We start from the raw sequence: 13,611 nt of genomic DNA on the forward strand, positions 1-13,611 counted from the left end.
TTCATGAAATTCACCCAATTGACAGTAACGACGCTTGCCGCTTGCCTTATTATGCAGGCGCCGGCCCGAGCGCAGTTTGTCGTCTCCGACCCCACTACAAACGTGAACACGTGGCTGACTTATGTAAACTCTGGTCTGTCCCTTTTGAAGACAGCGGATCTGCTGGAACAGACGATGACGATGGTGGCGATGTTCACGTCGACCTTCGCGGTCACCGGGCTGTTGAGCCAGCTCAACCAAGGGAATAAGTACCCCTCGACGAATAACCTAAGCGAGCAGATGTTTGACAGTAAGAGACCAGTCTCGGCCACAGCACGCTCGATCGCCATGGATCGCGATCGCGTAATCGATGGCGGCGACGCACATGCAGAGTTGCTCCGTGAGCAGATAACCGGTGCTGCTAATACCGCGAGTATTGCAGCCGACAATCTGGAGTTGATGGACAAGCGCCTTCGGGAAAATGGCAACACGCTAGGTCAGCTGTCGCGTTCACGGAACATTATGCAGGCTACCGTCACAAACGGATTGCTTCTCAAACAGATCCACGACGCAATTATCCAGAACAGCCAGGCTACGAGTCTGCTGACGATGGCCACTGCACGGGCCAGCCTCCACGCCGCAGAGGAGGCCGCAGCCCAGCGACGAGAACGCCAGGAAACCTCGAAGATCTTCTTACTCCCATAGTTGAACGGTGGGCAATGCGGCTCAGATAGGAGTTCAACTCCGCCCAACTGCGGTGGAACGAGCCAAATCAGGTTGGAGCGATGAAATTCTCAATTTCTGCGCCGTTTACGGCTATACATACGGTCTTCGATAGTGCCTTTACACTCGCACTGAACTCAGTGCTCGAAAAGATCCAGAGCGCAGTCAATGCGCCTCTGGTGGCGTGCGTCACGCTTTGGATCATAGTCCAGGGCATTCTGGTGATGCGCGGCGAAATCGATGCTCGTGGTGGGATCATGAAGATCATCAAAGTGTCGATCGTTGTCTCCCTTGTCTTGGGGCAGGCGAACTATCATGGTTACGTAGTCTCATTCTTTGAGGATACAATTCCGGGCTTCGTTCACAAGGTCAGCGGCAGTGATATTCCGCTGATTAAAATTCCGCAAAAGCTTGACATCATGTTTGCTCTAAGCCAGGTCGCCTTTCAGAAGATTGCGTCCGAAATCGGACCAATGAATAGCCAAGACATTCTCGCCTTTGAAGGCGCACAGTGGGTTTTCTACGGTGCGCTTTGGGTAGCGTTCGAGATCAATGACGCCTGTGGCATTCTTACCAAGGTACTCTTAGCGATCGGTCCGCTGATCCTGGTAGGCTATCTCTTTGATCACACCCGCGACATGGCTTCCAAATGGGTCGGCCAGCTCCTCTCCTACGGGCTGCTGCTTCTCCTGTTGAACATCGTGGCGACTATAGTCATCGCGACGGAATTAGCCTGTCTCACAATAATGCTCGTGGTGATCAACAATGCGGGCACGACGGCAGCCAAGATTATCGGGCTTTACGAACTCGACATGCTCTTTCTAGCTGGTGACGCCCTGATCGTCGCGCTTCCGGTGATCGCCGGCAATATTGCAGGTGCCCATTGGTCAGGCTCAAATAAATCTCTCGGCAGCCTTAACCGCCAATTGGCCCAAGTTGCGCGCCGTTAAACGCAATGATAACGAAACTAGTAGGTTGACTGCATGAAGTATTGTTCTTTGGTTTTATTCCTCGCATTGGCCGCTTGCAAGACAAGTGATACACTGGCGACCTGCAAGGGTGCTGCGTTTCAGCTGAATGTGGAGCGATGGCAACCCACGGCGTCGGATCTTCAGTTCGAATGTGCGGGAGAGCCTAATGAAGGGCGCTGAACATGCTCTCCTGGTGGAGCGAGAAGCGCTTTCCGCGCACTATAGGGAAGTAGAGGCCTTCCAAACGTCACGTGCGAAGTCGGCGCGGCGTCTTTCCAAGATTTTGGTGGTCATTGCGGCGGCCGCAGTTGTTGGAAATATCGCGCAAGCCTTCACTATCGCCACTATGGTTCCGCTGACCAAGCTCGTGCCTGTGTATCTCTGGGTACGAGCGGATGGAACCGTTGACAGCGAAGTATCTGTGTCTCGACTGCCCGCAACGCAAGAGCAGGCCGTTATCAACGCTTCACTCTGGCAATACGTCCGTCTGCGTGAGGGCTATACAGCGGACACAGCTCAATACGCCTATGATCTCGTATCGAGTTTCAGCGCACCATCTGTGCGCCAGGAATATCAGCAATTCTTCAATTACCCTAATCCGACGTCGCCACAGGTCACAATCGGTGAGGGGGGGAGACTAGATGTCGAGCACATCTCCTCAAATGATATTGCGCCGGGCGTCCAGCAGATTCGTTACAAACAAACGCTCATCATGGATGGCGAGAGGCCGGTCGTGAGCACTTGGACTGCAACCGTCCGTTATGAAAAGGTGACAAGCCTGTCCGGTGAATCGAGACTGTCCAATCCAGGGGGGTTGACGGTTATCTCCTACCAGGCCTTAGAAGATACCGTATCGAACGAGGGGCGTAGCGAGCCATGACAACAAGGACCTTTCTCACAATAATCTGTTTGCTTTCCTTAGCGATAGGCGCGCATGCGGAAGACACCCCTGCAGCCGGCAAACTAGATCCGCGCATGCGCTATCTGCCCTACAATCCCGACCAAGTGGTCCGACTGTCGACCGCTGTCGGGGCCACTTTAGTTGTTACATTCGGTGCCAACGAGACCGTAACAGCTGTCGCCGTTTCTAATAGCAAAGATCTGGCAGCCCTTCCGCGCGGCCACTATCTCTTTTTCAAAGCAAGCCAAGCCCTCCCGCCGCAGCCAGTCGTCGTGCTGACCGCGAGCGAGGCAGGTACCCGACGATATGTCTTTAGTATCTCCACCAAGACCATGTCTCGGCTCAACAAAGAACAGCCTGACCTCTATTATAGTGTACAATTCGTCTATCCTGCCGACGAAGCTGCTGCTCTGCAAAAAAAAGTAGAAAAGTCGTCGGTCGTCGAACGGCTCCGAGCGAAAGCGCAGTATCAACAGAGGGCCCAGGATTTATTGGATCAGCCGGCCGGAATCGCCGATCCCGGATCCAACAATTTTCATTACGTCGCACAGGGCGACCGTTCGCTCACGCCGTTGGAGGTTTTTGATAACGGATTCAGTACTGTTTTCCGTTTTCCAGGTAATGTGCGCATTCCCTCCATCTACATGATCAATCCGGACGGCAAGGAAGCCGCCGCCAATTATTCGGTCAAAGGAGACTATGTCGAGGTTTCCGCAGTTGCCGGTGAATGGCGTCTGAGAGATGGCCGTACAGTATTAGGCATTTGGAATAGCGCATACGATCCCATTGGACGAAAGCCGGGCACCGGTACAGTGAGACATGATGTGTGGCGCGTTCTGAAGGGGGCAAGTCGATGAACGCCGTCAATCCACAAACCGGGCACGACGTAGATGCAGCCGGATCCCTGGTCTCTGAGCCAACTCGCCGGCGCCTTTCGGGACCGCAGAAGTTGATGATTGCAAGCGTTATTGTGGCATCATCACTATCCCTCATCTGGGTTAGCGGACGTTCAAAGAAAGAAGTGGAATCCCCTGCGCCTCAAAGAGCAGTTCTCACCAACACCGAGCCCTTTCGTCCGGCACCGATTGAGGTTGCTCCTGATCGTTCAGCACCCCCGCCGGCTGAGCAGCCGGCAGTTTCCCCGCCAGCACAGAGCTCCTCGGAAGCAAATGATCCGCAGGCCGAGCAATCGCCTATTTTTGCCTATGAAAGCGGTGAGCAACCCGCGGACGTCGGTCACACTCGCGAAGACAAAGAGGATTCCACCTCGGAAAAGTATGCCTCGATGCTCGCGGACGAAGCTTCAGTCGATAATGACCTATCACAGCGGATGAAAGCAGGTGTGCAGGAGCCAAGCCGGGCCACACTCTTGCCGCACCCTGACTTCATGATTACGCAAGGAACGACTATTCCCTGCATTTTACAAACCGCGATCGATACAAGTTTGCCTGGCTATGTAAAGTGCGTCCTACCTCAAGACGTCCGTGGGGCAACGAACAACGTTGTGCTTCTCGATCGCGGGACAACTGTCATTGGCGAAATTCAGCGTGGACTTCAACAAGGGGACGCGCGCGTTTTTGTGATCTGGAATCGCGCCGAAACACCGCACCATGCCGTAGTCTCGCTCGCGTCACCAGGCGCTGACGAGCTAGGGCGCTCAGGTATGCCTGGCACGGTGGACAATCACTTCTGGCAACGTTTCGGAGGGGCAATGCTCATGAGCGTCGTCCAAGGTGCGTTCCAGACTGCCAGTCAATACACCGAAAGCTCCGGCGGGCCTAACCTCAACAGCTTTCAAAGCAATGGGGCACAAGCCGCCGACACAGCGCTTAAAGCAACCATCAACATTCCGCCAACCCTGCGGAAGAACCAGGGGGACGCAGTATCAATATTCGTGGCTCGGGATCTTGACTTCTCAGATATATACGAGCTTCGCACGACCACTGCGACAATGAGAGCGCGCAATCGACGGCCCTAGCCCAAGCAGTCCAACGACAACGAAGATCGGAGATCTCAATGCAAACCGAGGCAGATCCTCAATTGCGTTTGCTCCTCAAACCGGTTTTAAAATGGCTTGAGGACCCAAGGACCGAAGAGGTCGCGATTAATAGACCAGGAGAGGCTTTCGTCCGGCAGGCCGGCGCATTTACTAAACATCCTTTACCTCTGACCTATGATGATCTCGAAGATATCGCGATCTTGGCGGGAGCGTTACGAAAGCAGGATGTTGGACCACGTAGCCCTCTCTGCGCCACCGAGTTACCAAATGGAGAGCGGCTGCAAATCTGTTTACCGCCAACGGTGCCGTCGGGCACCGTCAGCCTGACGATCCGGCGCCCATCCTCACGTGTTTCGGAACTTAAAGATGTGTCATCTCGCTATGATGCTCCGCGCTGGAATCAATGGCAGTCGCGCAAACAGCGTCAAGCTCAACAGGATAAAAAGATCCTTGAGTACTATGACCGCGGTGATCTGGAAGAATTCCTGCATGCATGTGTGACTGGGCGGCTGACAATGCTGCTTTGCGGACACACGGGTAGCGGCAAGACGACGATGAGCAAGACTTTGACCAACGCCATTCCGCCTCAGGAAAGACTGATCACTATCGAAGACACGCTCGAACTCGTAATTCCGCACGAGAATCACGTTCGCCTACTATATTCGAAAGACGGAGCAGGTTTGGGTGCGGTCACGGCGGAGCAGCTTCTACAGGCCAGCCTGCGTATGCGGCCGGATCGAATACTGCTCGGTGAGATACGCGACGATGCCGCTTGGGCCTATCTCAGCGAAGTCGTTTCTGGCCATCCAGGATCAATCTCCACTATTCATGGCGCCGATCCGGTTGAGGGTTTCAAAAAGCTCTTCTCGCTCGTCAAGAGCAGCCCACGGGGAGCTGCCATGGAAGATCGCACGCTGATTGATATGCTATCTGCCGCTGTCGATGTGATCGTGCCGTTCCGCACCTTCGGTGATGTATATGAGGTAGGCGAGATCTGGCTCGCGGCCGACGCGCGCCGACGGGGAGAGACGGTGGCTGATCTTCTCAACCCGCGTTAGGCTTATTCCAGCGCCTCCGACCGCATCCTTCACAGTGCTAATTGCTCAAGAGGCCGTCGGCACAGCGGGAGCTACTCGTCGGGCGATGTGGTCATCCGAGCCGCTCGGTATCGAAGATTATGTGGTGCCGGTAATCCCCCGCGGCGCGGATGCACGATGATTGCTGGCAGCGAGCACCTCAGGTTCTATGAGCGATTAGCCTCCAGCATCAGCGGTCATCCGCAAATTTGCAGCAACAATCTCATGCCCCGCGCATCCAAAACCATCTCGCACCGGCCGGGACTGTTCTGCAACGGGTTCGCCGACCTTCTTCCGGTGATAGCGTCGTCCAGTTCCGTCGCAGGCGCTGATGATGCTGGCGTAGACTAGTCGTCGTCATTGCAGTTGCTGTGCAAAAAAACACGGTCTAGAACCGGCCATCCCTCCCGCTTCCGCTTTCCTTAATCTCAGTACGTCTTCCTTGTGCACGACGGCAGCCTCACGTCCTGATCATCGTACGAATTGCACATGCCATGGTCCTGGATGAGACTGGCTTAGCCAGGGCAATCGCGGAGGCCCGGTCATCAGCCGCAGGTGGCATGTTAAGGTTAGCTCCACCAATGATGATGACGGGCACTGTTTTAAAAGCTGCATGTATGGCTTCGGCGCGCCGTCGCTCGTGAAAAGACAAATGATCCGCCACAATAAGATCGACTGCTTTCCCCCTAAACATCCAATCGAAAAGATTGTCGAATGTCTTGAAGCCAACTGGCTCATAGCCTAATGCGGCAATCTTGTCCTCATACATCCCCAGCGTCCCTCGATCGGGCTCTACTACTGCGACGATCTCTCCGTTACCATGTGGTATTTCACAGGGCCCAAAAAAGCTGTCCGCACTCACCGGCTCCTTTGAAGAAGGCGGTAGATAAATGTCGAAGCGCGTACCGCGCCCAACGGTTGAGACGACGTCAATGTATCCTGCATGCGCTTTCACATACCCGTGAACTGCAGCGAGACCGAGCCCCGTCCCGCCCCTGCAAGAGCGCGTGGTGAAAAAGGGCTCAAAAATATTCGGTAGTACGGCTTCAGCAATACCTTTGCCGTTATCGCCGACAGAAAGGAGGACATAGTCCCCGGGTGGTAAAGTGCCAGTAGCAAGTGTCTTCGATTGGGAGACATAAATGCGAGAGACGCTGACCTCAACGCGGCCTCCATTCGTGAAAGCCTCCGAGGCATTCTTGCAGAGATTCATCAGGATCTGCTGTATTTCCAATGGGCTTCCTTCGATTACCGTTTGCCTTTCGTCAATTTTGAAATTCAGCTCTACGTCCGCACGAAGCGTAACGCGCAGCAACGGAGCCAAATCCATTGTCACCTCGGAGATGTTGAAGGGCTTGGTCATACGTTTTTGGTTTCGGCTCAGTGCCAAGATCTGATCAATGATCAGCCTTGCTCGATCGCCTGCAGTGATGATTTGGCCGATGTAACCTCGTGTTCTCGAGAGGCGGTGCAGAAGACTGTGGGCCATCTCGGCATAGCCGAGGATTGCCCCTAAAAGGTTGTTGAATTCATGCGCCATGCCACCTGCAAGTGTGCCGACGGCCTTCAGCCGTTCCGCATGCTCCAACCGCCTCTCCAGAAGGCTATGTTCCATCTGCCTACGTCGAAGATCGATGTAATCGCAGACACGACCAGTCGCGCACTCAAGAAGTTGAACCTCAGTGGAAGAGAGCCGTGGACGGTCTTGCTCATAGGCAAGGCAACAAACGGCGATTAGCTGATCGGAGGCCTTGAAGACAAGCAACTGAGAAAGACCAGAAGTCCCCTCCGCAACGCCGCGAACTTTTTGCTCGGGAACGATGCCAAACAGTGGCAGTTGCTCCCCCGCCTGGACAAGCGAGACAATTTCAAGCAGCAACCCATCGTTCCAGTTAGACCCAGGATTGTTTGCGGCGAAGCACCCAGCCGCCCTCCCGGCATTCACTTCGACCAGTGCCAGCGTGCACTGATCAGCATTGAAAAAGCGTTGAACGACTCGAAGTGCGGCTTGGGTTGAGGAAGTTAGCGACATCTTTGTTGCTTCACAATCTCTGAAGCAAGCCCCAATCTCCTTCATCGCCGCTTCAAACTGCAAGCGCCTTACCAACCGATTCGTGTGCAGATGCAACCTTGACAGGAGAACGACTATACAAAAGCAAAGGCATATTGAAACTAAGATCAGAAACATTCTTGCCCATTGCTCGCTCAGATTGATCAAGCTGTGGCGATTTAAATATTCGCGCTCCAGTTTCGCGGCTTCAGCAATAGTGTCGGATGACGCAATGCTATTTACGGCTTCGTTCACCTGCGGCAACAAAGACAGGATGACCCGACCATCGCGTACAACATATTCAATGGCTTCACTCTCATCCCCCGTCGATTGAAGCCGGTCGAGTTTTTTATCGATCTGTGACGCAAGGTTCGAACTCGGACGAAGCAAAAACTGCAGAATCAAATCGCCGAGTTCGAACCTTCTCGACGGTGATCCCGGAAGCAAGCTCACAAAATGATCGAAACTTGAGAGAGCATTTTGCAAGCGCGCGTTCTGTGCGCTCAAGTTGCCGACGATAGCATCTGTCCTTTCGACCGACAGCTTTACCCGAGTTAGCAGTCGAGAGAGATCACTGGCATTCTCGTGAGTCGCCTTTTCAAACAACTCCTGTAGGTCAATCAGGCTCTTCTGCACTGCCCGTAACTTTTCTGCAACAGGGCTGTAGTCCCGTAGCATGCCGGCGCGAGCGCGAAGCACATCGCGCTGCACTAATGCACTATTGGTCTGAATTCTTCGCAATTCACTTAGTATTACCTGATTAGTCTGGTTGTCCTGCCCGCACCTGCTTGCCAGCACTGTCAACAACACAGTCGTGAACACCAACACTAGAACTATCTTGGTGCTGAGTTTCTTCTCCCAAGGAGACAGCGACGAATCATCCGCGTTCGCCCGCCTTCCTGAGCATCGCGATCTGAACATTAGCTCCGTTTCGCGCTGATGGATGCATGGTAGGTGCTGAACCTGAAACACCACGCCCCTCCCCGTTCAGTAGCGTCACTACGCCTATTCGCCACTGCAATCGATATGCATCGCAACGCGACGTCCGGGACGCATAGGCGAGGAAGGTTGTTTGTCTTTTTGGGGATCTCGAAGGCACCGCTCATAGACATAAGTTCATCGCTTTATGTATATCTGGGGCATATCGCGGCGACGTTGCTGTGCATCAGCGCCTCCGCTGTCAAATCCAGGCATTTTCGCTTGGATCGGCTAGAGATGTCCGATATCCAACAAACGCTGATTACTTGACCCCTCGCCATTGAAGCTTGACGCCCACAGTCGGAGGGCTCTCTGCTTCTGAAGGACGCCATTAGCTCCGCTCGGGCGCCATCGCAGGCTTCGCTGATGGACTGCGTGACTCGACCAGCCATCGACGCCTCTCCAACGATTGCATTGGCTGGCCTATCATCTGACGGACTGAAGTCTATTTTTGTGCGAACACATGCGCCCGTGGACATCAGGAGCCTCCAGCATTTCGATGAGGCGATTAACAAGGCGATTTTTTTCTTCGCTATCAAACTTGCCAAAGTCCCTCGCAACCAAGCTAGTTGCAACTGCAAGGTTAAGTTCCCAAAATTGCGTGCTGTTTCGCGCGGGCTATCAGTTACTAAGCGTTCTGCAATATTGGTCAGTGGCCTATCTGGGAGATCAGAGAGGTAACTTCGTACCTCGGCCGCCCTCCCGCCATTGCGGGATGAACTTTCAGGTGTGCGTATCCGTTTGCTATCGTGATCCATTAGTAGGACTCCGAAGTAATCTCGACTGCCCGATGAGGCTACCATCGAAGCTTGATCTGCTAAATCGATATAGCGTTACATTTGTAGTCCTACTGAGGGTCCCCGTCGCCACATACGCCGTTGCCGCCACTTTAGGTATATAGTTTGCGCCGAAGAACAAGCGACGCGAGTGTGACAGACGAACGGTGTTTCGCAATCCTATGGCCCAAGGGTACGTTGATGCCGCACTTCCGCTTCGCCGACGGCAGCCTTCCGGGAGGCCCATTACCGATAGATCAGCAGAGCTTTATCAATTTGGCTGACTCTTAATCGGAGCCCTGAGCTCAATGACGCCGTTTAGGCCCCGACAGGCCACGTTTTCCTTTGCCGGTCCTGCGATTCGTGAAGGGCGGCATAAATCTCCCGCTATGTTCGGACAAGTAGCTAGCAATAGCGCACGTTACAAAACGGTTTCTAATTGATTGACGTTGCAACAGAATTTCATTCTTCCACCTTGATTCCAATACCTTCAGTGCTTACAGTCTTATCGATGGTTGGCGGATATTTGCATATCGGGCAGGTCCGAATCTTCCGCTCTTCACGAGGGCGTCGGCGCCATAAAGTAGCGACCTCCGGTCGGAGTGTCGCAGCATCTTGCAGCCGCTCGAATTATACGGTGGACGACGATTTCAAGCAAAACTACGATTTCAAACAAAACTACGCCCTCAAGCATCGCTTTGAGCATCCTGTGTTCACTGGCTGCAGGTTTTTGTGCGGCAAGTCTGTACGCAACATTCCGTCACGGAATTAGCGGTGAAGCTTTGATGGCGTTTGACATCCTCGCTTTTTGGTACGAGACGCCTTTCTATTTGGGCTATACAACCCTAGCCTTCTATCACGGCTTAGCTGTCGTCGTCTCAACATCGGGAATCGTTCTGCTGATTCAGCAGATGCTTTCCGAAGGCAATCGCGAGCATCACGGCACGGCGCGCTGGGCTGGCGTGGATGAAATGCGCCGCGCAGGGTATCTGCAGCGGTACAGTCGCATCAGGGGTCCAGTATTTGGAAAGACGAGTGGCCCTTTTTGGTCCGACTATTACCTGACCAATGGCGAGCAGCCTCACAGCCTTATCGTTGCGCCAACCCGCGCGGGAAAAGGCGTGGGAATTGTCATTCCAACGCTACTTACGTTCAAGGGCTCAGTGATAGCTCTCGACGTTAAGGGTGAGCTTTTTGAACTCACCTCTAGGGCACGCAAAGCCGATGGCGACAGTGTGTTGAAATTCGCACCGCTAGATCCAGAACGGCGGACGAGTTGCTATAATCCTCTGTTGGATATCATAGCATTGCCTCCAGAGCGGCAGTTCACCGAGGCGCGCCGTTTGGCGGCGAACCTCATTACGACCAAGGGACAGAGCGCGGAAGGTTTCATCAACGGCGCTCGAGATCTTTTTGTCGCCGGCATTCTTGCCTGCATCGAGCGCGGCACGCCAACAATCGGGGCCGTTTACGACCTCTTTGCTCAACCGGGCGAGAAATATAGGCTCTTTGCGCGCCTCGCGGAGGAGACCCAGAACAAAGAGGCTCAGCGGATCTTCGACGACATGGCGGGCAACGATACAAAAATTCTAACCTCCTATACTTCTGTGCTGGGCGATGGCGGGCTCAACTTATGGGCGGACCCCCTGGTTAAAGCGGCGACAAGCCGATCAGATTTCTCAATCTATGATTTGCGTCGCCGGAGAACTTGCGTTTATCTTTGCGTTAGCCCAAACGATCTTGAGGTTGTCGCGCCTCTGATGCGCCTACTCTTTCAGCAGGTCGTTTCAATTCTACAACGCTCGCTGCCTGGCAAGGATGAGAAGCACGAGGTGCTATTCCTGCTCGATGAATTCAAGCACTTGGGCAAGCTGGAGGCGGTTGAAACGGCAATCACGACCATCGCGGGCTACAAGGGCCGCTTTATGTTCATTATCCAAAGCCTCTCGGCATTGTCGGGAACATACGACGAGGCCGGTAAACAAAACTTTCTCAGCAATACTGGCGTGCAAGTCTTCATGGCCACGGCGGATGACGAGACACCGAATTATATTTCGAAAGCGATCGGTGAATATACGTTTCAAGCGCGCTCCACTTCCCATACCCAAGGGCGAATGTTCGATCGCAATATTCAGAGTTCAAATCAAGGAGCACCTCTACTGCGGCCCGAACAGGTCCGTCTGCTCGATGACAAATGCCAGATTGTCCTCATTAAGGGCCAGCCACCATTGCAACTGCGAAAGGTTCGATATTACTCCGATCGCGCACTGAAGCGCATCTTTGAAAACCAGACAGGAGGACTTCCGGAGCCCGCACGCTTGATAATCACCGAGGAGGGAGTCGGCGCAAATTTCCAAGCTTAACGACCGCTGCCGACACGCCCATTTCGGGGAACCGCACTAGACCGGCGGCAGCTCGCGAACAACAGGCCGAGCCGCCGACCCTCGCATGGACTACCGATCAGGCGGCCAATGTGCCCCCGTAGTCGGTATCCACATCAGCGTCGAAGAAATAACCTGCACCCCGGGATGTTTTAATCAGACGAGGGTTGGCCGGATCCGGCTCAAGCTTTCGGCGCAAGCGCAAGATGAGGACATCAACACTTCGGTCATGCACCTCTTCTCCACGCACTCGGCTTGCAAGCAAAAGCCGCTCTCTAGATAAAACGTCGCGTGGTTTTTCCAGAAAGGCGACTAGTAGATTGAACTCACCTGCGGTAAGCTTGACCTCGCCGCTCTGTTCAAAGATCAATCGGCGTTGATTAAGATTGAGCTTCCAACCAGCAAAATAAAACGAACGTCGATCTTTTGCCCGTGGATTGATGGGCCGCTGGCGCAATGCTACTCGAATGCGGGCCAAGAATTCGCGCATTCCAAAAGGCTTGGAAACGAAATCAGTTGCCCCGAGCTCCAGTGCAACGACTTTTTCGGCCTCCTCAAGACGATCGCCGCTGATGGTAATGATTGGAATATCCGATTTCGTCGCCAAATTGCGGATGATTTCCAGACCATCTTCGCGACCCAGATTAAGATCAACAACCACGAGATCGACCGGCGCACACGAGAGCACGCGATTGAGCTGCCTACTATCGCTTACTGCGGTTACCTTAAAGGCATGTATCGTTAGATATTCGACAATGAGGTGCCGCATAGCGACATCGTCATCGATGACAAGAACGTGTTTCAATGGCTCTCCTTTCATTTTTCAACCAGGCTGGCAAAAACCTCTCGGAGGGCAGATGAACAAGATCTGTACGCCACAGCTTCGCCACTCCCAAACCCACTCGCCGTCTCCTGCCGCGCTTACATTCGCCGAGATGAAGACGATCTGTCGCGTGACGACTCGGGGCTTCGCATATGAGGATGTTTCATAGCTCGGACCTTTCCGATCGATCAGTGTGTCGGCCGGCCACTCGCTCATCGCGCGTCCAATTTGAAATACCACGACGAGTACGTCTTCGATGCGCGTGGGGGCAGGTACACGTCTGAAAGGTTGGACCACCTCGAACCCCCGCCACAATTGTCGCCACACCGTGTCTGCAGAGCCTTTCAATGTACTTGTGCAGCGCGTGCCGAATGGTGCCGAATACGAATGGAATGCCAAGCTGCTGCAGCACTGAATACCCCCTGTTGGGCAGCGAATGGGTAACCGGAGACCTTTAAGGTCTGGACGGACCCCACAGTCCCTGTTCGCCCACCATTAACTCAACCACGCCAAATTTAATGAAACGGCGCAACAGGCCCACAGGAGCCGCTACGCCGCGCGAGTTGTAAGCGATTAGACGAAGCTCAGCCCCCGCTCCGGCCCAACTTCGACTCCCTTCAAATTGTTTTGCATTAAAGCCTCCAGTCGGACCATATATCTTTCGAAAGAACTCAGCGAGCTCGGTGTGATCCGAGAGCTACAGCTGATTTTCCCAGCATAGTTTCCACCGCAGCGCATGTGCTTCCTCCTGCACCGATCGCAAGTCTTGCCACCTGATGCTTGATTGGAATCAAAATTCAGCGTCTTCTAAGGGTACCAAGCGACATCGGTAAAATTGATTATTTGGATCACTGGCATCCATGCCATGAACATAGGGTGCCTTCATGGGCTTTGATCCAAATCTTTTGTAGCCGCAGTAGCTTTGCCCTACGCGGCTGAAACACCGACTAAAGC

The 13,611-nt window shown here is 53.8% G+C and carries 10 protein-coding genes and 1 pseudogene; 8 read left to right on the forward strand and 3 right to left on the reverse strand.

Features of this window, described 5'->3' with window-relative positions:
* The first annotated feature begins 3 nt into the window (after window positions 1–3).
* From virB5 to virB11, 7 genes are all read left to right on the forward strand, one after another.
* Window positions 4–684, forward strand: a complete 681-nt coding sequence (gene virB5, locus ISN39_RS35485) for a pilin minor subunit VirB5 (protein ID WP_194732547.1) — start codon at window positions 4–6, stop codon at window positions 682–684.
* Window positions 685–764: 80 nt separating this feature from the next.
* Window positions 765–1,652 (forward strand): type IV secretion system protein, encoded by an 888-nt coding sequence (locus ISN39_RS35490; RefSeq protein ID WP_194732548.1) that lies wholly within the window; start codon window positions 765–767, stop codon window positions 1,650–1,652.
* 33 nt (window positions 1,653–1,685) lie between these two features.
* Window positions 1,686–1,853, forward strand: a complete 168-nt coding sequence (locus ISN39_RS35495; RefSeq protein WP_194732549.1) for a type IV secretion system lipoprotein VirB7 — start codon at window positions 1,686–1,688, stop codon at window positions 1,851–1,853.
* A complete protein-coding gene (locus ISN39_RS35500; RefSeq protein ID WP_194732550.1) occupies window positions 1,840–2,553 on the forward strand; it encodes a type IV secretion system protein VirB8 in 714 nt (237 codons plus the stop codon). Before ISN39_RS35495 ends, ISN39_RS35500 begins: the two co-directional genes overlap by 14 nt.
* Window positions 2,550–3,431: a P-type conjugative transfer protein VirB9 gene (gene virB9, locus ISN39_RS35505; RefSeq protein WP_194732551.1), complete on the forward strand. Its 882-nt coding sequence runs from the start codon at window positions 2,550–2,552 to the stop codon at window positions 3,429–3,431. Before ISN39_RS35500 ends, virB9 begins: the two co-directional genes overlap by 4 nt.
* Window positions 3,428–4,552, forward strand: coding sequence for a type IV secretion system protein VirB10 (gene virB10, locus ISN39_RS35510; RefSeq protein WP_194732552.1), 1,125 nt, complete (start codon window positions 3,428–3,430; stop codon window positions 4,550–4,552). Before virB9 ends, virB10 begins: the two co-directional genes overlap by 4 nt.
* Before the next feature lie 38 nt (window positions 4,553–4,590).
* On the forward strand, window positions 4,591–5,631 hold the full coding sequence (virB11, locus tag ISN39_RS35515; RefSeq protein ID WP_194732553.1) for a P-type DNA transfer ATPase VirB11: 1,041 nt from the start codon (window positions 4,591–4,593) through the stop codon (window positions 5,629–5,631).
* A gap of 478 nt (window positions 5,632–6,109) precedes the next feature.
* On the opposite strand, the gene ISN39_RS35520 is transcribed toward virB11, so the two are convergent.
* The gene (locus tag ISN39_RS35520) at window positions 6,110–8,620 is read right to left on the reverse strand and encodes a two-component system VirA-like sensor kinase (RefSeq protein WP_281438364.1); all 2,511 of its coding nucleotides are present in this window, start codon (window positions 8,618–8,620) and stop codon (window positions 6,110–6,112) included.
* A gap of 1,498 nt (window positions 8,621–10,118) precedes the next feature.
* On the opposite strand from ISN39_RS35520, the gene virD4 reads away from it, so the two are divergent.
* Window positions 10,119–11,816: a type IV secretion system ATPase VirD4 gene (gene virD4, locus ISN39_RS35525; protein ID WP_194732645.1), complete on the forward strand. Its 1,698-nt coding sequence runs from the start codon at window positions 10,119–10,121 to the stop codon at window positions 11,814–11,816.
* Between the two features lie 97 nt (window positions 11,817–11,913).
* Here virD4 and ISN39_RS35530 read toward each other — a convergent pair whose 3' ends face one another.
* Window positions 11,914–12,639, reverse strand: a complete 726-nt coding sequence (locus ISN39_RS35530; RefSeq protein WP_281438360.1) for a response regulator — start codon at window positions 12,637–12,639, stop codon at window positions 11,914–11,916.
* 18 nt (window positions 12,640–12,657) lie between these two features.
* Window positions 12,658–13,411 (reverse strand): annotated as a pseudogene (locus ISN39_RS35535) (NodA family N-acyltransferase).
* Window positions 13,412–13,611 lie beyond the last annotated feature (200 nt).

It is taken from the genome of Rhizobium sp. 007 (assembly GCF_015353075.1).
In the GTDB taxonomy this organism is placed as follows: Bacteria; Pseudomonadota; Alphaproteobacteria; order Rhizobiales; family Rhizobiaceae; genus Rhizobium.